At 72.9% G+C, this 23,762-nt stretch carries 19 protein-coding genes; 3 read left to right on the top strand and 16 right to left on the bottom strand.

Going from position 1 to position 23,762, the window contains the following annotated elements; genetic code table 11:
• Nucleotides 1-9: 9 nt before the first annotated feature.
• From OG534_RS21820 to rsmI, 9 genes are all read right to left on the bottom strand, one after another.
• A complete protein-coding gene (locus OG534_RS21820; protein WP_326589971.1) occupies nt 10-1,626 on the bottom strand; it encodes an outer membrane protein assembly factor BamB family protein in 1,617 nt (538 codons plus the stop codon).
• A gap of 203 nt (nt 1,627-1,829) precedes the next feature.
• Complete coding sequence (locus OG534_RS21815) at nt 1,830-3,632, bottom strand: ABC-F family ATP-binding cassette domain-containing protein (RefSeq protein WP_326589970.1); 1,803 nt, start codon at nt 3,630-3,632, stop codon at nt 1,830-1,832.
• Between the two features lie 28 nt (nt 3,633-3,660).
• A complete protein-coding gene (locus OG534_RS21810) occupies nt 3,661-5,046 on the bottom strand; it encodes an acyltransferase family protein (protein WP_326589969.1) in 1,386 nt (461 codons plus the stop codon).
• Between the two features lie 313 nt (nt 5,047-5,359).
• Complete coding sequence (locus tag OG534_RS21805; protein WP_326589968.1) at nt 5,360-6,271, bottom strand: 4-(cytidine 5'-diphospho)-2-C-methyl-D-erythritol kinase; 912 nt, start codon at nt 6,269-6,271, stop codon at nt 5,360-5,362.
• Entirely contained in the window at nt 6,268-7,170 is a 903-nt protein-coding gene (rsmA, locus tag OG534_RS21800) for a 16S rRNA (adenine(1518)-N(6)/adenine(1519)-N(6))-dimethyltransferase RsmA (protein ID WP_326589967.1), read from the bottom strand. The genes OG534_RS21805 and rsmA overlap by 4 nt, the downstream gene beginning before the upstream one ends.
• 101 nt (nt 7,171-7,271) lie before the next feature.
• Nucleotides 7,272-8,954 carry a ubiquitin-like domain-containing protein gene (locus OG534_RS21795; RefSeq protein WP_442807124.1) on the bottom strand — a complete coding sequence of 561 codons (1,683 nt, stop codon included), beginning with the start codon at nt 8,952-8,954 and terminating at the stop codon, nt 7,272-7,274.
• A gap of 116 nt (nt 8,955-9,070) precedes the next feature.
• Nucleotides 9,071-9,946 carry a TatD family hydrolase gene (locus tag OG534_RS21790; RefSeq protein ID WP_326589966.1) on the bottom strand — a complete coding sequence of 292 codons (876 nt, stop codon included), beginning with the start codon at nt 9,944-9,946 and terminating at the stop codon, nt 9,071-9,073.
• 10 nt (nt 9,947-9,956) lie between these two features.
• On the bottom strand, nt 9,957-10,469 hold the full coding sequence (locus tag OG534_RS21785) for a hypothetical protein (protein ID WP_442807123.1): 513 nt from the start codon (nt 10,467-10,469) through the stop codon (nt 9,957-9,959).
• A 161-nt stretch (nt 10,470-10,630) separates the two neighbouring features.
• Nucleotides 10,631-11,527, bottom strand: coding sequence for a 16S rRNA (cytidine(1402)-2'-O)-methyltransferase (rsmI, locus tag OG534_RS21780; protein WP_326589963.1), 897 nt, complete (start codon nt 11,525-11,527; stop codon nt 10,631-10,633).
• Between the two features lie 78 nt (nt 11,528-11,605).
• Between rsmI and OG534_RS21775 the strand changes: the two genes are divergently transcribed.
• Nucleotides 11,606-13,375, top strand: a complete 1,770-nt coding sequence (locus OG534_RS21775) for a dolichyl-phosphate-mannose--protein mannosyltransferase (RefSeq protein ID WP_442807122.1) — start codon at nt 11,606-11,608, stop codon at nt 13,373-13,375.
• Between the two features lie 97 nt (nt 13,376-13,472).
• On the opposite strand, the gene OG534_RS21770 is transcribed toward OG534_RS21775, so the two are convergent.
• Nucleotides 13,473-14,168 (bottom strand): histone deacetylase, encoded by a 696-nt coding sequence (locus OG534_RS21770; protein WP_326589962.1) that lies wholly within the window; start codon nt 14,166-14,168, stop codon nt 13,473-13,475.
• 140 nt (nt 14,169-14,308) lie between these two features.
• Between OG534_RS21770 and OG534_RS21765 the strand changes: the two genes are divergently transcribed.
• Nucleotides 14,309-15,940: a penicillin-binding transpeptidase domain-containing protein gene (locus OG534_RS21765; protein ID WP_326589960.1), complete on the top strand. Its 1,632-nt coding sequence runs from the start codon at nt 14,309-14,311 to the stop codon at nt 15,938-15,940.
• A 209-nt stretch (nt 15,941-16,149) separates the two neighbouring features.
• Here the strand turns inward: OG534_RS21765 and OG534_RS21760 are convergent, their stop codons facing one another.
• The 4 genes from OG534_RS21760 to OG534_RS21745 all read right to left on the bottom strand — a co-directional run bounded on the left by OG534_RS21760 (nt 16,150) and on the right by OG534_RS21745 (nt 20,115).
• Nucleotides 16,150-17,310 (bottom strand): serine hydrolase domain-containing protein, encoded by a 1,161-nt coding sequence (locus OG534_RS21760; RefSeq protein WP_326589959.1) that lies wholly within the window; start codon nt 17,308-17,310, stop codon nt 16,150-16,152.
• 195 nt (nt 17,311-17,505) lie between these two features.
• Nucleotides 17,506-18,279: an energy-coupling factor ABC transporter ATP-binding protein gene (locus tag OG534_RS21755; RefSeq protein ID WP_326589957.1), complete on the bottom strand. Its 774-nt coding sequence runs from the start codon at nt 18,277-18,279 to the stop codon at nt 17,506-17,508.
• Nucleotides 18,267-19,028 carry a cobalt ECF transporter T component CbiQ gene (cbiQ, locus tag OG534_RS21750; protein WP_326589956.1) on the bottom strand — a complete coding sequence of 254 codons (762 nt, stop codon included), beginning with the start codon at nt 19,026-19,028 and terminating at the stop codon, nt 18,267-18,269. Before cbiQ ends, OG534_RS21755 begins: the two co-directional genes overlap by 13 nt.
• A 1-nt stretch (nt 19,029) precedes the next feature.
• Nucleotides 19,030-20,115, bottom strand: a complete 1,086-nt coding sequence (locus OG534_RS21745) for an energy-coupling factor ABC transporter permease (RefSeq protein WP_326589954.1) — start codon at nt 20,113-20,115, stop codon at nt 19,030-19,032.
• Between the two features lie 168 nt (nt 20,116-20,283).
• Here OG534_RS21745 and OG534_RS21740 point away from each other — a divergent pair, with 168 nt between their 5' ends.
• Nucleotides 20,284-20,676, top strand: coding sequence for an SsgA family sporulation/cell division regulator (locus OG534_RS21740; RefSeq protein ID WP_326589952.1), 393 nt, complete (start codon nt 20,284-20,286; stop codon nt 20,674-20,676).
• A gap of 119 nt (nt 20,677-20,795) precedes the next feature.
• On the opposite strand, the gene OG534_RS21735 is transcribed toward OG534_RS21740, so the two are convergent.
• Together OG534_RS21735 and OG534_RS21730 are read right to left on the bottom strand one after the other, a co-directional pair.
• A complete protein-coding gene (locus OG534_RS21735) occupies nt 20,796-22,985 on the bottom strand; it encodes an MMPL family transporter (RefSeq protein ID WP_326589951.1) in 2,190 nt (729 codons plus the stop codon).
• A gap of 134 nt (nt 22,986-23,119) precedes the next feature.
• The gene (locus OG534_RS21730; RefSeq protein ID WP_326589950.1) at nt 23,120-23,710 is read right to left on the bottom strand and encodes a TetR/AcrR family transcriptional regulator; all 591 of its coding nucleotides are present in this window, start codon (nt 23,708-23,710) and stop codon (nt 23,120-23,122) included.
• Nucleotides 23,711-23,762: the final 52 nt, after the last annotated feature.

Here is a 23,762-nt window from a genome sequence, read left to right as displayed (position 1 = left end):
GTGCGGTTTTCACTTTCCGAAGACCATCAGGAACTTCTCGTCCTTGTCCTGGGCGAGCAGGCGGGACGCGGAGATGAAGAAGCGCCCGTCCACGTAGTCGACCTCCGGGGAGTAGAAGGTGCTCTCGATCGGCGCGGCGGGGCCCGAGGGGTGGCGCAGGAGTGCGGTGGGAGTGCTGCCGTCGGCCGGGATCGAGAGGACCTCGCCGCCTCGGTCGGTCTCGGCCTTGCGGTAGGCGATCAGCTGCCCGTTCGCGGCCTTGAGCGGCACGAGGGTGCGCCCCTCCCCTGCCGGGACGCGCCACTTGGCCTTGCCGGTGGTCAGGTCGAAGGCGACGATCTCGTTGGCCTTGCCGATGCCTGCCTCGGTGGGCAGGTAGAGGGTGCCCGCGTCGACGACGGCGGTGGCGCAGCCCTGCAGGGAGTCGTCGTGGCTCACGCTGCACTCGGTCGAGAAGTTGCCGTCGCCGGAGAGCGAGGTGCGCTTCTTGCCGTCGGGTCCGAGGACCACGATGGAGCGCTCCTTCGAGGTCTCGTTGGCGAGGTCGAGGACGATCGGGTCGAGCGCGTAGACGCGGGTGACCCTCCAGCCCTTGGGGAGCTTGTGGGTCCAGGTCTTCTTGCCGGTGACCGGGTCGGCGTCCTGGACCTCGACGGTCCGGTCGGCGTCGTAGCAGGTGGCGACGCCGATCAGCTTGCCGCTGCCGGCGGCGTACGCGGACGGCACGCAGCCCTCGGCCGGGCTGGCGAAGAGCTTGTCACCGGTGCTGATCCTGAAGGCGGTGGCGCGGGTGAGCCGGTTGACGGTGACGGTGTCCCCGGTCATGGCCAGGCTGGGGTCGAGGAACATGTCGAAGTCGCTCTCCTTCGTCACCTCCTTCGACCAGCCCTCCTTGCCCGCCTTGAGGTCGATCATCTTGAGCTGGTTGCAGTCGTCGGTGTCCGACGGGCCGCCGCGGTACATGACGAGGGTCTTGCCGTCGTCGGTGGTGCGGTCGGCCATGCCGCAGATCTCGGCGGGGAGGGTGATCGTCCACTTCTCCTTGCCGTCGGCGACCGCGTAGCCGTTGACGGTCTTGCCGATGGTCTTGGCGACGGTGTCGCCCACGATCCACTGGCCCTTGCTGGTCACGCCGGCGCCGGGGCCGTCGATTTTGGTGGTCTTGAGCCACAGGACCTTGTCCTCGCCCTGCTTGCGGCCCGAGTTGAGGTCGGTCTGGTGGCCGTTGCCGCCGTTGCCGTCGCCCTTGTCCACGGACGGGGAGGCGGAGGGCTTGGCGTCGGTGGACTCCTGCGCGACGGGCTTCTTCGGGTCCTCGTCGCCCATGAAGAAGGCGACGTAGCCGACGGTTCCGAGGACGAGGACGGCGGCGACCGAGGCCGCGATCAGCAGGGTCGTCTTCTTCTTCGGCGTCGCGCCGGGGGCGCCGGGCGGGGGCGGCGGGTAGCCGTGGCCGGCCTGCTGCTGCGGGACGGTGGGGGGCTGCTGCGGGTACGGGGCCGGCTGGGCGTACGGGTTCTCGCCCGCCTGCGGGTATCCGTAGCCCTGCGGCTGCGGCGGGCCGGGCAGGTGTCCGTAACCGGAAGGTGTCGGCGGCTGGTTCGGCGGCTGGGGCGGCTCGGTCATCAGCGCACACTTTCGGCTTCGTGGGGGTCGGGGAGGATGACCTTTCTATCACTGACGCCGCTCATACATCGGGCCGGTCCGCCCCCTGTTCCCAAGGGAGGACCGGCCCGTGACGCCGCCGTTATCCGGCAAGTCGGCCCGCGGAGCGGCGGAAAGCGGGGGTCCCGGGCGGTCGGGGCCGCCCGTGGTCCTCCCGGCGGCCGCTACGCCTCCTCGGCCAGCTCCAGCCAGCGCATCTCCAAATCCTCGCGGTCCGCGAGCAGTTCGCGCAGCTCCGCGTCGAGCTTGGCCACCTTGTCGTAGTCGGTGGAGTTCTCGGCGATCTGGGCGTGCAGGATGCCCTCGCGGTCGGACAGCTTGTTCAGCTGCCGCTCGATCTTCTGGAGTTCCTTCTTCGCGGCGCGCGAGTCCCCGGAGGCGGTGGACTTCGGCGCGGTGGCGGCCTGGACGGGCGCCGGGGCGGCCGCCTCGATCATCCTCAGCCGTCGCTCCAGGTACTCGTCGAGGCCGCGCGGCAGCATCCGCAGGCTCTGGTCGCCGAGCAGCGCCATCACCGTGTCGGTGGTGCGCTCGATGAAGAACCGGTCGTGGGAGATCACGATCATCGACCCGGGCCAGCCGTCGAGGAGATCCTCCAGCTGGGTCAGGGTCTCGATGTCGAGGTCGTTGGTGGGCTCGTCGAGGAACAGGACGTTGGGCTCGTCCATCAGCAGGCGCAGGATCTGCAGCCGGCGGCGCTCACCGCCGGAGAGGTCGCCGACCGGCGTCCACTGCTTCTCCTTGGTGAAGCCGAACTGCTCGCACAGCTGGCCCGCCGTCATCTCGCGGCCCTTGCCGAGGTCGACGCGGTCGCGCACGCGCTGGACGGCCTCCAGGACCCGCAGGGACGGGTCGAGTTCGCCGACCTCCTGGGAGAGGTAGGCCAGCTTGACGGTCTTGCCGACGGTGACCTTGCCGGCGGCGGGCTGGACGTCGCCCTGGGTGCGGGCGGCCTCGGCGAGGGCGCGCAGCAGGGAGGTCTTGCCGGCGCCGTTGACGCCGACGAGGCCGACGCGGTCGCCGGGGCCCAGGTGCCAGGTGAGGTGCTTGAGCAGTTCCTTCGGACCGGCGTGGACGCTGACGTCCTCGAGGTCGAAGACCGTCTTGCCGAGGCGGGCGTTGGCGAACTTCATCAGCTCGCTGGTGTCGCGCGGCGGCGGCACGTCGGCGATGAGCTCGTTGGCGGCCTCGATGCGGTAGCGCGGCTTGGAGGTCCGGGCGGGGGCGCCGCGGCGCAGCCAGGCCAGCTCCTTGCGCATCAGGTTCTGCCGCTTGGACTCCTCGGTGGCGGCGATCCGGTCGCGCTCGGCGCGGGCGAAGACGTAGTCGCTGTAGCCGCCCTCGTACTCGTGGACGTCGCCGCGCTGCACGTCCCACATTCGGGTGCAGACCTGGTCGAGGAACCAGCGGTCGTGGGTGACGCAGACGAGTGCGGAGCGGCGCTCCTGCAGGTGCCGGGCCAGCCAGGCGATGCCCTCGACGTCGAGGTGGTTGGTGGGCTCGTCGAGGATCAGGAGGTCCTGGTCGGCGATGAGCAGCTTGGCGAGGGCGATGCGGCGGCGCTCGCCGCCGGAGAGCGGGCCGATGACGGTGTCGAGGCCCTGGTCGAAGCCGGGCAGGTCGAGGCCGCCGAAGAGCCCGGTCAGGACGTCGCGGATCTTGGCGTTGCCGGCCCACTCGTGGTCGGCCATGTCGCGGATGATCTCGTGGCGGACGGTGGCCTTGGGATCGAGGGAGTCGTGCTGGGTGAGGACGCCCATGCGCAGGCCGCCGGACTGGGTGACCCGGCCGGTGTCGGGCTCCTCCAGCTTGGCGAGCATCCGGATGAGGGTGGTCTTGCCGTCGCCGTTGCGGCCGACCACACCGATGCGGTCGCCCTCGGAGACGCCGAGGGAGATGCCGTCGAGCAGGGTACGTGTGCCGTACACCTTGCTGACTGCCTCGACATTGACCAGATTGACGGCCATCAGACGCGCTCCAGGGAAGGGGTGTGGATCAGCCCCTCAGCCTAACGCTCCGGGGAGTGCCGGACCGTTCCACCAGGAGCCAGCCGCCCAGAGCCATGCCGATCGCGGCGGGCGCGGTGACCGGGAGGGCGATCAGGGTGGCGCTGTGGCCGTCGAGCAGGCCGCCGAGTCCGGTCATGGACAGGCCCAGGACGCCCAGGAGGCACAGGGTGATCCCGAGGGCGGCGACGGGGCCACCGCCGGCCCGGGCGGGGGCGGCCGGAGCGGATGCGGCGGGGGCCGGAGCGGCTCCGGCGGGGGCGGCCGGGCTCCGCCGGGCGGGGGCCTCGAAGCGGCGGAACAGGGCGACGAAGACGCCGGTCAGCGCGGCCGCGGCGAGGATCCGTACGGGGACCTGCGCCCACCAGGCGGCGGTGGCGGGGGCCGGCAGGGCCAGACCGAGGGCGAGCTGGGCCCCGTACACGCCGAGCATGGCGGTGAGGTGCCACAGGAAGGCGGTCATGGCGATGCCGTTGGCGGCGACGACCCCGCGCCAGACCTTGGGGCGGCGCAGCCACGCGCCGGCCGGCCGGGCGAGCAGCTGCACGGCGCCGACGAGCCACATGCCGTGGCACAGCAGGGCGAGGGTGGGCGGGGCCATGTTGGACACCTTCTCGCCGGGCATCCCCACCATGGACAGCGGGTACGGGCCGTACGCCACCAGCAGGACGGCCCCGGCGAGGCCCGCCACGGCGAGGACGGCGGGCCTGCGGATCCGCCCGTCGGCGCGCAGGAAGCCGAGCTGGTGGACGGCGAGCCAGACGAGGGCGAAGTTCAGGAACTCGACGTAGGGGACGCCGAGCGCGAAGCGCAGTACGTCGACCAGCGCGGCCGCCCCGGCCAGCGCGGCGAAGGCGCCCCAGCCGTGGCGCTCGTGCAGTTTCAGCAGCGGCGGGGTGAAGGCGACCATCGCCAGGTAGATCCCGATGAACCACAGCGGCTGGGTGACCAGGCGCAGCGCGGCCCCGGTCAGCCGGCCGTCGCCGTGCCCGGCGAGCTGCACGGCGAGCGCGGCCGCGGCCCACACCAGGACGAAGACGAGGGTGGGGCGCAGCAGCCGCTGGAGGCGGGCCCGGAGGAAGGCGGCGTAGACGGGGTGGCCGTCGCCGCGGCGGGCCAGCGAGCGGTAGGACAGGGCGTGCGAGAAGCCGCCGACGAAGAAGAAGACGGGCATGATCTGCAGCGCCCAGGTGAGCACCTGGAGGGCGGGCACGAGGGCGAGCAGATTGCCTATGCCGTCGCTGCTGACGGCGGCCATCAGCCAGTGCCCGGCGATGACGGTGCCGAGCGAGGCGACGCGCAGCAGGTCGACGTACCGGTCGCGGTGGGCGGGGGTGGCGGCGGCGAGGGCGGTGGCGCTGGCGCTGGCTGTCATGGGCCTACGGTCGCCCGCGGCCCGGCTCCCCCGACAGGGTGCGGGTACTCAACTCCCGCATGAGTACGGGACCGTTCCCGGGGCTCCGCCCCAGACCCCCTACGGCGCTCCGCGCCCGCGCCTCAAACGCCGGCGAGGCTGAAATACCGGGGCTCCGCCCCGCCCCCCGCTCCTCGAACGCCGGAGGGGCTGGATATGCAGCCGAGGCTGCGCAATTCCAGCCCCGCCGGCGATTGAGGCGATCTTTCAAGCCCCGCCGGCGTTTGAGGCGCGGGGGTCCGGGGGCGGCGCCCCCGGCAGCGGCGCCGCAGGGTCAGGTCGGCAGGACTGTGGCGCCCCGCGCCGGGGACGTGGCCACGCGGGTGGCTCGGCACGTGCCCGAGGCTTCCAGCGCCGCCGCGACCTTGGCCGCGGACTCCTCGTCCGCGACCAAGAAGGCCGTCGTCGGCCCCGAGCCGGAGACCAGCGCGGCCAGCGCCCCGGCCCCGGTGCCGGCCGCCAGCGTGTCGGCCAGCGACGGCCGCAGGGACAGCGCGGCCGCCTGGAGGTCATTGGCCAGCACACCGGCCAGCTCCCGCGCGTCACCCGACGCCAGCGCCGCGAGGAGCGCCGGCGAGGCCTCCGGCTCCGGGACCACCACGTCGGCGGTGAGCCGGTCGAACTCGCGGAACACCGCCGGGGTGGACAGGCCCCCGTCCGCCACCGCGAACACCCAGTGGAAGGAGCCGGCGGCCACGGGGGTGAGGACCTCGCCCCGGCCGGTGCCGAGCGCGGCGCCTCCGACCAGGCTGAAGGGGACGTCGCTGCCGAGTTCCGCGCAGATGTCGAGGAGTTCGGCGCGCGGGGTGTTCAGGCCCCACAGCGCGTCGCAGGCCAGCAGGGCCGCCGCCCCGTCCGCGCTGCCGCCCGCCATGCCGCCCGCGACCGGGATGTTCTTGGCGATGTGCAGGTGCACCAGCGGGGAGAGGCCGTTGCGGGCGGCGAGGATCTCGGCCGCCCGCGCCGCGAGGTTGGTGCGGTCCAGCGGGACCTTGTCGGCGTCGGGGCCCTCGCAGGTGACGGTCAGCGCGTCGGCCGCGGTCGCCGTCACCTCGTCGAACAGCGACACGGCGAGGAAGACGTTGGCCAGGTCGTGGAAGCCGTCGGGGCGCGCGGCGCCCACCGCCAGCTGCACGTTGACCTTCGCGGGGACCCGTACGGTCACGGCCGCCTCGCGCGCGCTCACAGGGCGGGCCTCTGCGCCGCGGGCTTGTGCTCGGCGATCGCGGCGAACTCCTCCACCGTCAGGGACTCGCCGCGGGCCTGCGGCGAGATGCCGGCGGCGACCAGCGCCGACTCGGCGCCCGCCGCAGAGCCGGCCCAGCCGGCCAGCGCGGCGCGCAGCGTCTTGCGGCGCTGCGCGAACGCCGCGTCCACGACCGCGAAGACCTCGGCCTTCGAGGCGGTGGTCTTGATCGGCTCGGTGCGGCGCACCAGCGAGACGAGACCGGAGTCGACGTTCGGGGCGGGCCAGAACACCTTGCGGCCGATGGCTCCGGCGCGCTTGACGTGCGCGTACCAGTTGGCCTTGACGGAGGGCACCCCGTAGACCTTGTTGCCGGGCTCGGCGGCCAGCCGGTCGGCGACCTCCGCCTGCACCATCACCAGGGTCCGCTCGATGGTCGGGAAGCGGTCGAGCATGGTCAGCAGGACGGGCACGGCCACGTTGTACGGCAGGTTGGCGACGAGCGCGGTCGGCGCCGGGCCGGGCAGCTCGGTCACCAGCATCGCGTCGGAGTGGACCAGCGCGAAGCGGTCCTTCCTCGCGGGCATGCGGGCCTCGATGGTGGCGGGCAGTGCGGCGGCCAGGATGTCGTCGATCTCGACGGCGACGACCCGGTCCGCGGCCTCCAGGAGCGCGAGCGTCAGCGAGCCCAGGCCCGGTCCGACCTCGACGACCACGTCGTCCGGGCGGACCTCGGCGGTGCGCACGATCCGGCGCACCGTGTTGGCGTCGATGACGAAGTTCTGCCCCTTCTGCTTCGTCGGGCGTACGCCGAGGGCGGCGGCCAGCTCCCTGATGTCGGCCGGGCCGAGGAGGGCGTCAGAAGGGGTCTCGTTGGGCTGCTGCTCTGCGGTGCTCACCGGTAAAGCGTCTCAGATCGGCCGAGTGGTGCTGAGCCGGACCGGGCCCGCGGCTCCCGGAGGTGTCGCCGCCGCGTGCTCATGGCCTGCTCATGGCCTGCTCACTGGGTGAGCCGGCGCCCGCAGTGCGGCCACGGACTCGCCCCCCGCTGCACGTAGAGCTTCTTCGCCCGGTACGTCTGCTCCGCCCCTGACGCGTCCTGTGGGCGTCCGCTGCCGCCAAGGCCCTGCCAGGTGCGGACGTCGAACTGGTAGAGCCCGCCGTACGTCCCCGAGGGGTCGGTGGCCCCGGGCCGCCCGCCGGACTCGCACTGGGCCAGCGCCGCCCAGTCGAGGCCGTCGGCGCCGCCGACGGAGCTCGGCAGGGCCTTGGTGCCGACCTTGACGAGCTGGGTGACGGGCTCGCGGACGACCTCGTCGGCGATGGGGCGGGGCTTCTGCCGGACTCCGTTGACGGTGCGCAGGCTGTACGTGACCCTGCGCGCCCCGGGCCGGCCCGCCCGCTCGACGACCTCGGTGCCGGCGAAGAGCCCGGGGTCCTTGACCTTCTCGGTCTCGTACGGAATGCGTTCCTCGCGGACCTCGCGGCTGCCGGTGATGCGCAGGACGGTGACGGTCTGGCCGTCGCGCGGGAAGTCGGTGGGGGGCACGGAGGTGGTGTCCTGGCCCTGCAGGGTGATGCCGGCCTGGTCGAGGGCCTCCTGGACGGTGGCGGCGTTGGTGCGGATGGTGCGTTCGCGGCCGTCGGCCATGAAGGTGACACTGCGTTCGGTGCGGACGCTGAGGGCCAGGCCGGCGCGCGGGACGGGGGCGGTGCGGGGGGCGGAGAGGTAGGCGCCCTCGGCGCGGATGCCGAACTGGTGCAGTGCGCCCTCGACGGTGCGGGCGGTGGTCCACACCTGGCGCTGCTGCCCGTCGAGGGTCAGGCGCAGGGGGCGGCCGTAGCGGACGACGACTTCCTCGCCGTCGTCGAGGGGTTGGCCGGGGGCGGGGGCGACGAGGTCGTGGGGGCCGACGCCGAGGCCTTCCGCGGCGAGCAGTTCGCCGATGTCGTCGGCGAAGGTGTGGAGGTTGCGCGGGACTCCGTCCACGGTGAGCCGTACCGACTTGTCGGCGGCGACGAAGGCGGTCGTGCCGCCGGCGAGGAAGGCGACGACCAGGGCCTGCGGCACGATCCGCCGCCAGTGCCCGCCGGGCGCGGCCGGAGGTTCGGCGGGGGCGGTGCGGGCGCGGCGGCGGCCGGAGCCGGGTGCGACGGGTGCCGGGAGGAGGCCGGCGGCGGCCGGGGAGTCGGCGGGGGAGTCGGCGGGGGCGCTGCGGCCGCGGGCGCGGCGGCCCGTCCCGGTGCCGGGGCCCGGCGGGGCGGGGACGACGGGGACGACGGGGACGGCCGGGCCCGCGGGACCGGCCGGGTTCGTGGCGCGGCGGCGGCCCGAGCCGGGCGCGGCCAGGGTGTCGGCGTCGGCCAGCTCGGCCGGTGACCTGCCGTCGTGGCGGCCGGGCCCGTATCCGGGTCCGTATCCGGGGACGGTGGCGGTGGCCGTCGCAGTGGCGGTGGCCGTCGCACCGGCGGAGGCGGAGGGCGCGTCCGCGGTCCGGCGGCGGCGACCACCCCGCCGGGCCCCGCCCCGCGGGGCGGGAACCCCCGCTTCGAGGTCCCGGGCTTCGAGGTCGCCGGGCGCGGGCCCAGGACCGCCCGCACCGGCCGGCCAGGCCGGGCGCTCGGCCCCGTACGCCTCCGGGAGGGGACCGCCACGGCGGTGACTGCCCTGCGTATCGCTCACGACGCTCGCTCCACTGGTGATCCGGCACCCTCTGGTTCGGGGCACGGCACCCTAGCGGAGGAGTCGTCACGCACCAAAGCCGGACGACTACCCAGCGTGTCGGAGCGGGGGGAGGATCAGTAGGCGAAGGCGCGGGCCGTGTTGGCGGCCAGCGCGGTGGCCATCGCGTCCTCGTCGATCCCGCGGACCGCGGCCATCGCCCGGACCGTCAGCGGAATGAGGTACGGCGCGTTGGGCCGTCCGCGGTACGGCGCCGGGGTCAGGTACGGCGCGTCCGTCTCGACGAGCACCAGCTCCAGCGGGGCGACGGCCAGCGCCTCGCGCAGCGGCGCCGCGTTCTTGAAGGTGACGGTTCCGGCGAAGGACATGTAGTACCCGGCGGCGGCGCACTCCCGGGCCATGTCGGCGTCGCCGGAGTAGCAGTGGAAGACGGTCCGCTCGGGGGCGCCCTCCTCGCGCAGCACGCGCAGCACGTCCGCGTGGGCGTCGCGGTCGTGGATGACGAGGGCCTTGCCCTGCCGCTTGGCGATCTCGATGTGCGCGCGGAAGGACCGCTCCTGCGCGGCCATCCCCTCCGGCCCGGTACGGAAGTAGTCGAGCCCGGTCTCGCCGACCGCCTTGACGTGGTCGAGGGCGGCCAGCGCCTCGATCTCGGCCAGCGCGTCGTCCAGGGCAGCCTCACCGCCGCCGGACCGGGCCCCCTGCCGCGACCAACTGTCCGGATCGCCGTGGACGATCCGGGGGGCTTCGTTCGGGTGAAGGGCGACGGCCGCGTGGACGTTCGCATACGCGGCGGCCGTCTCGGCGGCCCACCGGGAGCCCTTCACGTCGCAGCCCACCTGGACGACGGTGGTCACACCGACCGAGGCGGCCTTCGCCAGGCCCTCCTCGACGGTGCCCGCCTGCATGTCCAGGTGGGTGTGCGAGTCCGCCACCGCCACCCGGAGGGGCTCGGGCAGCGGCGGCGGTGCGTCCTTCGAAGCGGTGCTCATACGGCCGATCTTATGACCGGCGGAAGAACCCCATCAGCCGGGAGAGCAGGCCCCGGCCGCGTTCGGCCTCTTCGATCGAGACGGGTCCGGGGGCGTCGTGCGCCGCGGGCGACCTGCGGGGCTTCGGGGTCCGGGGGAGGCTGGCGCCCGCCGGCACGGGCCCTGCGATCCCGGGGGCGATGCGGTGGTGGTAGAGGTGGTCGATCATGCCGAGCACGGAGGAGACCTGCCCCTCCCGCATGATCCGCACCACGTGGCCGCCGCAGTTCAGGCAGGTCGGGTTGGACAGCGGGGACGGGACCCGTTCGCCCTTGATCGTGTAGATGATGAAGGGCTCGCCCCCGGCTCCCACGTGGTGCTCGATCTGGTAACCCTGCTCCCAGCCGTACCCGCACCTCATGCAGGCGAAGGAGTACGCCTCGTGCACGACCTGCACACCCGTCGCCGGGACCGGGGCGGGGGCGGGGACAGGGGCGGGTGCTGCGACGGGCGCGGGTGCCGGGGTGTCTGCGATCTCACTCATGCCAGCTCCTCTTGTTCCACTGGTGCCATTGCCAGTGGACGCCTCTCAAGGCGGGAGCGCATCAGGCCCTGTCTACTGTTGGACGGTCTTTGGGCGACTCCATGCCGAAAGCGCCCGGTGCGCGGTCTGAGCTTTGCCTTTCAGGTTAGCTCTTTACCGACTTACAGCACCTTTTGTGCCGCATTCTTTGCCGCGACGACGGCGTCGAACACCTCGCGCTTGGGTACCCCGGCCTCGGCCGCGACCGCCGCGATGGCTTCCTTGCGCCGCTCCCCCGCCTCCTCGCGCACCCGCACCCGGCGCACCAGCTCCTCGTCGTCCACGTCGCCGGGCCCGGCCGCGGGGGCGCCCTCCACGACGACGGTGATCTCGCCGCGCACGCCCTCGGCGGCCCAGGCCGCGAGCTCGCCGAGCCCGCCGCGCTTGACCTCCTCGTAGGTCTTCGTCAGTTCGCGGCAGACCGCGGCGCGGCGCTCGGCGCCGAAGACCTCGGCCATCGCGGCCAGGGTGTCGTCGAGCCGGTGCGGGGCCTCGAAGTAGACGAGGGTGCGCCGCTCGCCCTCGACCTCGCGCAGCCGGCCGAGGCGCTCGCCCGCCTTGCGCGGCAGGAACCCCTCGAAGCAGAACCGGTCCACGGGCAGTCCGGACAGGGCGAGCGCGGTGAGCACCGCGGACGGCCCCGGAACGGCGGTGACCTTGATGTCCTTCTCCACGGCGGCGGCCACCAGCCGGTAGCCGGGGTCGGAGACCGAGGGCATGCCGGCGTCGGTCACCAGCAGCACGCGCGCCCCGCCGGCCAGGGCCTCGACCAGCTCCGGGGTGCGCGCCGACTCGTTGCCCTCGAAGTACGACAGGACGCGCCCGGTGGTGTGCACGCCGAGCCCCTGGGTCAGCCGGCGCAGCCGCCGGGTGTCCTCGGCGGCGACCACGTCGGCCCGCTCCAGCTCCGCCGCGAGGCGCGGCGGGGCGTCCGCGAGATCGCCGATGGGGGTGCCGGCGAGGACGAGAACGCCGGTCGTCGAGGTGGGCTCGGTACCGCGGGGCTGGTCAGTTGTCACCCGCCCATCCTCTCAGTCCCGCGCCCCGACGCCCCCCGCCACTGGGGCGCACACAGATCTCTTCCCTACGATGTGCCGGTGACCAGTACCGCGACGCCGCCGCCCAGCCCCGCGGGGGCCCCTCCCGCCTCATCGGCGGGACGCGAAGATGAGCCGCCCACCTGGCTGCGCCGCCTGCGCGGATTCGGCTACGCGCCGGCCGCCGGCGCGTCGCCGCGCGCGGACGTCCGCAGCCGCCTGGTGCCCCCGTACGCCAAGCCGTCCCGGCAGCTGTGGATGACCTTCGGGCTCCCGCCGCAGGTGTGGGGGACCTGGCAGCGCATCCTCGCGTGGGCGGGGCCGCTGCTGGTGGCGCTGGTCGCCGGGGTGCTGCGGTTCGCGCACCTGGGCAGCCCGAAGGCGGTGATATTCGACGAGACGTACTACGCCAAGGACGCCTGGGCCACGATCCGCCAGGGCTACGAGGCGAGCTGGCCCAAGGACATCGACAAGTCGATCCTCGCCAACCCGGACGGGGTCGCGCTCCCGCTCGACCCGGGCTACGTCGTGCACCCGCCCGTCGGCAAATGGGTGATCGGGCTCGGCGAGTGGATGTTCGGCTTCACCCCCTTCGGCTGGCGGTTCATGACCGCCGTGCTCGGCACCCTGTCGGTGCTGATGCTGTGCCGGATCGGGCGCCGCCTCTTCCGCTCGACGTTCCTGGGCTGCCTGGCGGGCGCGCTGCTCGCGGTGGACGGCCTGCACCTGGTGATGAGCCGCACCGCGCTGCTGGACCTGGTGCTGATGTTCTTCGTGCTCGCCGCGTTCGGGGCGCTGCTCATCGACCGGGACAAGGTCCGGGCCAGACTCGCGGACGCGCTGCCGGTGGATCCCGAGGGCCGGACCCGGCCCGACATGACGATCGCCGAGACGCTGCGGCTGGGATGGCGTCCGTACCGGATCCTGGCCGGAGTCTGCCTGGGACTCGCCGCGGGCACGAAGTGGAACGGTTTCGTCATCCTGGCCTTCTTCGGCATCCTCACGGTGCTGTGGGACGCGGCCGCACGCCGCACCGCGGGCGCGGGCGCCCCGTACGCGGCGATGCTGCGCCGCGACGCGCTGCCCGCCTTCGTGTCGACGGTCCCGGTCGCGATCGTCACGTACGTGGCCTCGTGGTCGGGCTGGATCTTCAGCCCGGACAACGGCAAGGGCGGCTATCTGCGCGACTGGGCCGCCAAGTACGACCAGGGCAGCTCGCTGTCGTTCCTGCCGGAGTGGCTGCGCAGCCTGTGGCACTACGAGACCGAGGTCTACAAGTTCCACGTGGGGCTGACCTCGGGGCACACCTACGAGTCCAACCCGTGGAGCTGGCTGGTCCTGGGCCGGCCCGTCTCCTACTTCTACGAGTCCCCCGAGCCCGGCACCGACGGCTGCCCGGCGACGGCGGCGGGCAAGTGCGCCCGCGAGGTGCTGGCACTGGGCACCCCGCTGCTGTGGTGGGCGGGCTGCTTCGCGCTGCTGTACGTGCTGTGGCGGTGGTTCTTCCGCCGCGACTGGCGGGCGGGCGCGATCGCGTGCGCGGTGGCCGCGGGTCTGCTGCCCTGGTTCAACTACCAGGAGCGGACGATCTTCTACTTCTACGCGGTGGTCTTCGTCCCGTACCTGTGCCTGGCGGTGGCGATGATGATCGGCGCCCTGCTGGGCCCGGCGGGCTCGTCCGAACGCCGGCGGGCACTGGGCGCGATCGGGTCGGGCGTGCTGGTCCTGCTGATCGTCTGGAACTTCATCTACTTCTGGCCCATCTTCACCGGCCAGACCCTCCCGATGGACTCCTGGCGCGGCCGCATGTGGCTGGACACCTGGGTCTAGCAGCGAAAACGACGGGCCCGGCACCTGATGGTGCCGGGCCCGTCGTGTGTGGCGTGGTGTGGTGCGGGTCCCCGTCGTGGTCGTGGTCGGGCCGGTGTCAGGGGGGTGGCAGGAGGGCCGTGATCTCGTCGGGGCTCCAGTGGCCGGCCGCGCCGGGGCACCGGGCGAGGTAGTCGGCGATGGACCGTGCGTGCCAGGCGCCGGACTCCAGCAGGCCCGCCGCCAGGTGCGTCACGTAGGCGGCTGCCGGGCTGACCCAGTCCACCGCGTGCATGTCCCAGGGAGCGGTGAAGGTCAGCACCGGGATGCCGTCCAGGGCGCCGGAGCAGATCAGGGTCTCGTACCGGCCCGGTCCCAGCTCGTCGCGTCCCGTGCGCAGGACCTGGGTGAGGTCGACGTCCGCCCCGGGCTCCCGGTGCATCTCCTGGGCGGCGATGTCGGAGAACTGCTGGACGGTCACCAGGTGGGCCCGCGCGCGCAGGCGGCCCGGCGCCGACGGGTCGTAGAAGGCGCGGCCGCCCGTCCACACGACGGACTCCGTGGCGAAGTACAGGCGGCCGGGCAGTTCGACGGGCACCGAGCGGGTCGGCGCGCGGGGGTCGCGGCAGCCGGGATAGCCGCGGGCGGCGCCCGCGGGGGTGCCTCCGGCCAGGTACGCCGGGGTGCCTCCGGCGAGGTAGCAGGCCAGCCGGCCCCGGTGCATGTTCGAGCCGTAGGAGGTGTACCAGATCCGCTCGGGCAGCGGTCCGCGGCTGCCGAGCGCTTCCACTGCCGGGAGCCTCGTCGTGGTCATCAATCCATTCAACGATCTTCGCGGGCGCGATGTTCCGGTCCGGTAACAACGGCCGGAACGATCCGCTCCGCCACGTAGGGTCCACATGAAGAGTTCTTTGAACATGTTCAGAGAACTGGGGCTCCTGGGGAGGGGACGCAGTGAACGGGGCAGCGAAGGGTGCCGTCGTCGGCGGGGTGTTTCTCGCACTGCTCGGCGGCGCCGGGTACGGGGTGTACGCCCTGGTCGGGGATACCGACGGCGATGGGAAGGACGGCGACACCTCCGTCCAGGCCGGGAAGGGCAGCGGGCCGGTCGGCGCGAAGGAGACCGCCGCGACCGCCAAGGCCTTCCTGGCTGCGTGGGCGGCCGGGGACGAGCGCAAGGCCGCCGACCTGACGAACAACGCCGCGGCCGCGCAGGCCGCGGTGGGGGACTTCGAGACCAAGGCGTCCGTGTCCAAGGCCGTGATCACCCCCGGCACGCCGAACGGCGCCACCGTGCCCTTCAAGGTCGAGGCGGAGATCACCTACGAGGGCACCACCAAGCCGCTGTCCTACGACTCCCAGCTCACCGTGGTGCGTGGCGTGACCAGCGGGAAGCCGCTGGTCGACTGGCAGCCCTCGGTGCTCCACCCGCAGCTCCAGAAGGACGAGACGCTGCGCGCGGGCGCCCCGGCCAACCCGCCGGTCAAGGCCGTGGACCGCAACGGCGAGGAGCTGACCGCGGAGAAGTACCCCTCCCTGCGCCAGATCCTCGACGAGCTGCGCCAGACCTACGGCGGCAAGGCGGGCGGCAAACCCGGCGCCGAGCTGTGGATCGAGCCGGCCGCCAAGGAAGCGCCCAAGCGGACCCTGCTGACCCTGGTCGAGGGCGAGCCGAGCACGCTGAAGACGTACCTGGACGCGAAGGTGCAGGCGGCGGCCGAGCAGGCGGTCGCCAAGTTCCCGGAGGCCTCGGTGGTCGCCGTCCAGCCCAGCAACGGGCACATCCTGGCCGTCGCCAACCACCGCAAGGACGGCTTCAACGCGGCGATGAGGGGCAACCGGGCGCCCGGCTCCACGATGAAGATCGTGACGGCCGCGATGCTGATGGACCGCGGCCTGGTGGCGGCCGACAAGCCGGCGGAGTGCCCGAAGGAGGTGACCTGGGACCGCAAGTTCCACAACCTGAAGAACTTCGACCTGCCGCCCGGCACCCCTTTCGCGACCTCGTTCGCCCGGTCCTGCAACACCGCCTTCATCAAGCAGATCAAGCCCGTCGGCGACGACTCCGCGCTGCCGCAGGAGGCCAAGGAGGTCTTCGGCATCGACCTGGACTGGAAGACGGGCATCCAGTCCACCGACGGCAAGGTCCCGCCGGCGACGGGCGCGGCCGCGGCCGCCGCGTACATCGGGCAGGGCCAGATCACGATGAACCCGCTGAACGTCGCGTCCATCACCGCGACCGCCCGCACGGGCGTGTTCCGCCAGCCGCTGCTGGTCTCGCCGGAGCTCGACGGCCGGACGATCGCGACGGCGCAGCGCCGGATGAAGCCCGCGGTGCACCAGCAGCTGGTCTCGATGATGAAGCTGACGGCGACCGCCGGCACCGCCAAGGAGGCGATGTCCTCGGTCCGCGGCTCGGACAAGGGCGCGAAGACCGGCTCCGCTGAGGTCGACGGCGCGGGCAGCCCCGACAGCTGGTTCACCGGCTTCAGCGGTGACGTGGCCGCCGCGGCGATGGTCGAGGCCGGCGGCCACGGCGGCGACGCGGCGGGCCCGATCGTCGCCACGGTCCTGAACGCGGGCTGACCACCCAGCCCCACGACCCAGCCCAGCCCTACCACCCAGCCCCGCCGCCCCATCCAGCCTCGCCGCACACTCCAGCCCCGCCGGCGTTTGAGGCGCGGGGTCCGGGGCGGAGCCCCGATCTTTCAGCCCCGCCGGCGTTTGAGGCGCAGGGGCCCGGGGGCAGCGCCCCCGGCAACGGCGCCGCACCGGCACGCCACGGCCCGGCCCGGCTAGGCCGGCGCGGCGCGAACGGCCCGGATCAACGACTGGGCCCGCGGGTCGGCCGTGACCGACTTGGCGAGCGCGTTGGTGACGTAGCCGAAGCCGATTCCCGCCTCCGGATCCGCGAAGGCCAGGGACCCGCCGCGCCCGGGGTGCCCGAAGGACGCGGGCGAGAGCAGCGGCGAGGCGGGCCCGTGCAGCATGTAGCCCGGGCCGAAGCGGGTGTTGACCACCAGCACCCGGTCGGGCCCGGCCGAGAACTCCCGCGCAGCCAGGGCGGTGGTCGCCGGCGTGAAGATCCGTGCGCCGTCCTCCACCACGCCGATCGTGGCCCCGTAGAAGCGGGCCAGGGCGCGGGCCGTGCCGATGCCGTTCGAGGCCGGCAGCTCGGCGGCCCGGTACGCGGGGTCGTTCTCGTCGGGCAGCGGGTCGATGGCGGCGAAGGCGCGGCGGGTGAGGGAGTCCGGGTCGGCGTAGGCCTCGGAGACGTTGCGCCGCGGCCGGGTCCTGAGCATGCCCGCGCCCTCCGGCGGTTCGACCGGGGCCACCCGGCCCACCCGGTGGGCCTCCGCCTCCGGCAGGCCGATCCAGAAGTCCACCCCCAGCGGCTCGGCTATCTCCTCCGCCAGGAGGGAGCCCAGCGTGCGGCCGGTCGCCCGCAGCACCAGCTCGGACAGCAGCCAGCTGTAGGTCTGCGCGTGGTAGCCGTGCCCGGTGCCCGGCTCCCAGAAGGGCTGCTGCGCGGCGACCGCGTGCGCTCCGGACACCCCGTCGGCGGCTTCGGCGGCGCTCAGCCCCCGGTCCAGCGCCGGGAGGCCCGCGCGGTGCGCGAGCAGGTCGCGGACCAGGGTCTTCTCCTTGCCGCCCGCCTTGAACTCGGGCCAGTACGAGCCGACCGGCGCGTCCAGGTCGAGCTGTCCGCGCTGGTGGAGCAGCAGCGGCACGGCGGCGGCCACGCCCTTGGTCGCGGAGCGGACGATCTGCGCGGTGTCCTCGGTCCAGGGGTCGGTGCCGTGGGCGTCCCTGGTGCCGCCCCACAGGTCGACGACCTTCCGTCCGTCGCGGTACACGGCCACGGCCGCACCGCGGTCCCCGAGCACCTCGAAATTGCGCACGAACGCGTCCCGGACGGGCTCGAAGCCCTCCGCCACCGTCCCGTGGACATCCACGTCTACTCCCCGCACCTGCCGCGACGCCCCGACGGCGCCTACGTCTACGCCTACACCTACACCTACGCCCCCATGCAACGCCCGCCGGACGACCCTGCTTCCCGGGTCCCCCGAAGCGGCCCGCCGGGCCCGGCCCCGCCCGGCGGACGGAGTCGGGCGCAGCGGCTCGGAGCCCGGGAGGCGCCCCGGCGCCGATCAGTGCGAGGGGCGCGTCAAAAGGGGCGTGCGGGGGTCGAAGCCGAAGGGGAGCTCCAGCCGGTGGGCCCGCATCAGCTTCTCGTCGCACAGCAGCTCCTGCGTGCGGCCGTCGGCCGCGATGACCCCCTCGCTGAGGATCACCGAGCGCGGGCACAGCTCCAGCGCGTACGGCAGGTCGTGCGTCACCATCAGCACGGTCACGTCGAGCGAGCGCAGGATGTCCGCGAGCTCGCGGCGCGAGGCCGGGTCCAGGTTGGACGAGGGCTCGTCCAGGACGAGGATCTCGGGCCGCATCGCGAGGACGGTCGCCACCGCGACGCGGCGGCGCTGCCCGAAGGACAGGTGGTGCGGCGGCCGGTCGGCGAAGTCCGCCATCCCGACCTGGTCCAGGGCGTCCCGGACCCGTTCCTCCAGCTCCGCTCCCCGCATGCCGGCCGCCGCCGGCCCGAAGGCCACGTCCTCCCGCACGGTCGGCATGAACAGCTGGTCGTCGGGGTCCTGGAAGACGATCCCGACCCGGCGCCGGATCTCGGCGAGGTTGCGCTTCTCCACCGGCAGCCCGGACACGGTCACCGAGCCGACCCCGCCGGCGAGGATGCCGTTGAGGTGCAGCACCAGCGTGGTCTTGCCGGCGCCGTTGGGGCCGAGCAGGGCGACCCGCTCGCCGTGCCCGACGGTCAGGTCCACCCCGAAGAGGGCCTGGTGGCCGTCGGGGTAGGCGTAGGCGAGGCCGGAGACTTCCAGGGAAGGGGAGAGGTTCACAGCGTCCATCCCATCAGACAGACGGCGAGCGCCGTCACCGGGAGTACGGAGGCGTACGCCCACTGGGTGCGCGTGGCCGCGACGTCGTCGATCACCGGCATGGATCCGGCGTAGCCGCGGCTGACCATCGCGAGGTAGACCCGCTCGCCGCGCTCGTAGGAACGGATGAACAGGGCGCCCGCCGTCTTCGCCAGCACCCCCCACTGCCGGATGCCCCGGGCCTCGAATCCGCGCGAGCGGCGGGCGATGGACATCCGGCGCAGCTCGTCGGTGATCACATCGCCGTAGCGGATCATGAAGGAGGCGATCTGGACGAGCAGCGGCGGCAGCTTCAGCCGCTGCAGGCCCAGCAGCAGGGCCCGCAGTTCGGTCGTCGAGGCGAGCAGGACGGATGCGGCGACGCCCAGGGTGCCCTTGGCGAGGACGTTCCAGGCGCCCCACAGGCCGGAGACGCTCAGCGACATGCCGAGCACCTCCACCCGCTCGCCCTCGGCGACGAAGGGCATGAGCACGGCGAAGGCGACGAAGGGGACCTCGATCAGCAGCCGCCGCAGCAGGAAGCCGGCCGGGATCCGGGCCACGGCCGCGGCCGCCGCGATCAAGGCCGCGTACAGGCCGAAGGCCCACATCGCCTCGCGCGGTGTGGACACGACGACCACGACGAAGGCGAAGGTCGCGGCGAGCTTGCAGTGCGGGGGCAGGTCGTGGACCGGCGAGTGCCCGTGGCGGTAGAGCTTGTGGGCGTGGCCGGCCCCCATGTCAGCGCGCCGAGGTCGAGGTCGAGGCGGAGCCGGAGGTGGAGGTGGCCGTCGGCTCGTCGCCGCGGCGGCGGCGCACGGCCCAGAAGATCCCGGTGCCGGCGGCGACGGTGACACCGACGCCGATGACCCCGGCGAGGCCGCCGGACAGGCGGGCGTCGTCGACGTCCTTGACGCTGTAGTCGGCGAGCGGGGAGTCGGCGGCGGCGTGGTCCTCGACCTTCTCGTCGAAGCCCTTGTCGGCGGCGACCTTCTCCAGGCCGTCGGGGCTCGCGGAGGCGTAGAAGGAGACGAACCCGGCGAGGACGAGGGCGGTGACCAGGCCGGTCGCCCACACCTTCTTGGTGGAACCGGTGGAACCGGTGGAACCGGTGGCGGCCGCGGGCGCGGCGGCCGGCGCATCCACGAGGGCACCGTCGACGCGCAGCTTCAGCGGCGTCGTCAGCCCGCGGGCCGCGTGCACCAGGTCGGGCCGTACGGCGATCACGGCGCCCACGGTGGCCGCGGTGATGGCGGCTTCGCCGATGCCGATGAGCACGTGCACGCCGACCATGGCGGTGAGCACCTTGCCGAGGGGCACGTCGGTGGTGCCGCCGACGGCGTAGAGCGCGGTGAAGGCGGCGGCGGATGCGGGCACCGAGAGCAGGGCGCCGGCAAAGGCGGCCGCGGTCACGGAGCTGCGGGTGGGCGGCAGGATCCAGAGCAGCCCGCGGAAGATCGCGTAGGCGACGACGACGGTGACGACGCCCATGACGGTGATGTTCACGCCGAGGGCGGTCAGCCCCCCGTCGGCGAAGAGGATGCCCTGCATGAGCAGGACGACGGACACGCACAGCACGCCGGTGTAGGGGCCGACGAGTATCGCGGCGAGCGCCCCGCCCAGCAGGTGCCCGCTGGTACCGGCGGCGACCGGGAAGTTCAGCATCTGGACGGCGAAGATGAAGGCGGCCACGAGGCCGGCGAGCGGCGCGGTGCGCTCGTCGAGTTCGCGCCGGGCACCTCGGAGGCTGACGGCCACCGCCGCGGCTGCCGCCACTCCGGCGGCCACCGAGACGGGTGCATTGATGAATCCGTCGGGCACATGCATGGAGTGGCTCCGCTTCTTACGCAGTCTTTAACCGTTCAAGAATAGTGCCCAGTTGCAAACCGTTGGCAAGAGCGGCGGCATCACAAATAGAACCGTGCGCTTTCGTGGGAATGTGCGAGGCTGGAGGACAAACGGACGCATATGTTCCGATTTCGAGGAGTCTTGTCGATGTCAGCGACCGCCGAGAATCCCGCAGTGACCGCGACCGCCGTCGAAGAGAGGGTCCGCGCCCGTGTGATCACGGACGACCCGCTCTACCGGACGATCCCCGTCGCCCTCCGCTTCGCCCCCGCCGAGCCGCTGGCCGTACGGATCGTCTTCCCCGCCGGCCTGTCCCCCGAAGGCACCGACAACGAGTGGGTCTTCCCACGCGCCCTGCTGGAGGCCGGACTCCAGGCCCCGACGGGGACCGGGGACGTTCGCGTCTGGCCCTGCGGCCGCGTGCAGGCGGTCGTCGAGTTCCACTCCCCCGACGGGGTCGCCGTGGTCCAGTTCGACATCGCCGCGCTGCGCCGCTTCCTGCGCCGCACGTACGCCCCGGCCGCGTCCGCCACCCGTTAGGCGCAAGACACGCGAACGGCCCGGCCCCGTACCACCTGGTGATCAGGCGGTACGGGGCCGGGCCGTCGTGTCGGCGTACCTGTCGGCCGTACGGGACGGGCGACAGGAAGGACGACGGGTCAGGCGTTGACCAGCTCGCGGTCCTTGTCCGGGCCCTCCGAGGAGTCGGACAGGTGCTTGCGCAGGCTCTCGCCCTCCACGTCCACGTTCGGCAGCATCCGGTCCAGCCACTTGGGCAGCCACCAGGCCTTGTGCCCGAGCAGCGCGAGCACCGCCGGGACGATGGCCATGCGGACCACGAAGGCGTCGAAGAAGACGGCGACGGCCAGACCGAAGCCGATCATCTTGACCATCTGGTCGCTGGCGCCCATGAAGCCGGCGAAGACGGCGATCATGATGACGGCGGCGGCCACGACGACCCGCGCGCTGTACTGGAAGCCGGTCACCACCGCCTGGCCCGGGCGCTCGCCGTGGACGTACGCCTCACGCATGCGGGTGACGAGGAAGACCTCGTAGTCCATGGCCAGGCCGAAGACGACGCCCACCATGAAGATCGGCATCATCGACATGATCGGACCGGTCTGCTCCACCCCGAAGACCGAGCCGAGCCAGCCCCACTGGAAGACCGCGACGACCGCGCCGAGGGCGGCGACGACCGAGAGCAGGAAGCCGAGGGCCGCCTTGAGCGGGACCAGGATCGAGCGGAAGACCAGCATCAGCAGCAGGAAGGCCAGGCCGACGACGAGCGCGAGGTAGGGCAGCAGCGCGTCGTTCATCTTCTGCGAGAAGTCGATGTTCATCGCGGTGGCGCCGGTGACGAGGACGTTGTCCCCGCTGCCGTCGCGGATCTCGTGGACCAGGGCCTCCGTCTGCGTGGAGGACGGGCGGTCCTTCGGGATGACGGTGATGACCGAGGCGTCGCCGCCCTCGTTGGGGGTGGGCGGGGTGACGTGGACGACGCCCTCCAGGCCCTTGATCCGCTCGACGGTGGAGTCGGCGAGCGCCTTGTCCCCGTCCACGACCACCATCAGCGGGCCGTTGAAGCCGGGGCCGAAGCCGTCGGACAGCATGTCGTACGCCTGGCGCTGGGTGGTGGACACCGGCTGGGCGCCGTCGTCCGGCAGGCCCATCTCCAGCTTGCTCGCCGGGACGGCGATGACGCCGAGGCCGATCACACCGACCAGGAGCACCATCACCGGGCGGCGCAGGACGAAGCGGGCCCAGCGGGTGCCGCCGTTGGCCTTCTTCTCGGAGGCGGGCTTGCCCTTGCCGAACAGCTTGCTCTTCTCGCCCGCCGGCAGGACCTTCTTGCCCGCGAAGCCGAGGATGGCCGGGACCAGCGTCAGCGCGACGAGCACGGCGATGACCACGGTGCCCGCGGCCGCGAGGCCCATCTTGGTCAGCATCGGGATGTTGACGACGGCCAGGCCCACGAGGGCGATGACCACGGTCAGACCGGCGAAGACGACGGCGGAGCCGGCGGTTCCGGCGGCCCGGCCCGCGGCCTCGTCGCGCTCACGGCCCTCGGCGAGCTCCGCGCGGTAGCGGGAGACGATGAAGAGGGCGTAGTCGATGCCGACCGCGAGGCCGATCATCGTCGCGAGGGTGGCGGTGGTGTTGCCGAGGTCCAGCACGTTGGCGAGCGCGGTGATGGAGGAGACGCCGATGCCCACGCCGATCAGCGCGGTCAGCAGCGGCAGACCGGCCGCGATCAGCGAGCCGAAGGTGATCACGAGGACGATCGCGGCGACCGCGATGCCGATGATCTCACCGGAGCCGGTCTCGGGGGCCGCCATCAGCGCGTCGCCGCCGATCTGGACGTTCAGGCCGGCCGCCGTGGCGTCCTTGCCGGAGCCCTTGAGCGCGTCGCGGGTGGCGTCCTTCAGCTCCATGCCGCTGACGGTGTACTTGGCGCTGATGTAGGTGGTGGAGCCGTCCTGGCTCACGGCCTGCACCTCGTACGGGTTGGCCACGGAGGAGATCTGCTCCGCGCCCGGTCCCGACTTCAGCCCGGCGATGATCTTCTCGACCTCGGCCTTGGGGCCGGGGTCGGTGACCTTGACGCCCTCGGGGGCCTTGATGACGATGCGGGCGGTGGCGCCGTCGGCGGCCATTCCCGGGAACTTCTTGTCGAGCAGGTCGAAGGCCCGCTGGGCCTCGGTGCCGGGTATCGAGAACGAGCCGGAGGTGGGGGCGCCCGCCGAGGCCGCGCCGAAGACGGCGGCGAACAGCAGCGCCACCCAGGCGAGGGCGACGAGCCCGCGGCGCCGGAAGGCGCCCCTGCCGAGTCGATAGAGGAAGGTAGCCACGTTGGTGGTGCTCCCGTTCAGGTCGTGGGATGGATCCGGGTGGATCAGGGCGTGGTGAGCCGGCCCGACGACGAGAGCGGCGTGTCAGGAGCAGCAAGGAGGCATGGGGATGCCGGGAAGGGGGACGGGGAGGATCAGACGCCGAGGGCGGGGAAGACCACGGCGTCGATGAAGTCACCGAGGAAGGCCCGGTCCACCGACCGGTCCTCGATCAGCGGGAGCGCGATGAACGCCCCGATGAGCATGTGCGGTACGAAATCCAGGGCCGGGCACCCCGGGGTGATCTCGCCCCGGTCCACCGCGCGCTGCAGCATCACCTGCAGGCCGGTGATCTCCGGGTCGACGAGCAGGTCCCGCAGGGCCTTGTGGAGCTCCGGGCTCTCGTGGACCGCATGGGCCAGGCCCCGCAGCAGTGCGGTGTCCTTGGCCATCTGCGCGTCATCCGAGAGCTCCACCATGCGCGCGAAGTCGCCGCGCAGGCTGCCCGTGTCGATTTCCCGCAGCGAGACGGGCTGCGTACATCGCAGGGCTTTGGCGACCAGCTCCGGCTTGCTCCCCCACTGGCGGTAGAGGGTGGCCTTGCTGGACTTCGTACGGGCGGCGACCGCGTCCATGGTCAGCGCCTCGTAGCCGACGTCACGCAGGAGGTCGAGGACCGCCTCGTGCAGTTCGGCCTGACGTTCGGGCGTGATCCGGCTGCGCCGGGCCGCCATCGCCTCGGTCATGTCCGTGCCTCCCGCCCTTACGCGTTTTTATCGAAACGAAAGCGTTCCGTAC

The organism is Streptomyces sp. NBC_01294 (genome assembly GCF_035917235.1).
GTDB classification, from domain to species: Bacteria; Actinomycetota; Actinomycetes; order Streptomycetales; family Streptomycetaceae; genus Streptomyces; species Streptomyces caledonius.
The sequence above is the reverse complement of the archived record's forward strand: the minus strand, read 5'-3'. Positions and strand labels throughout refer to the sequence as shown.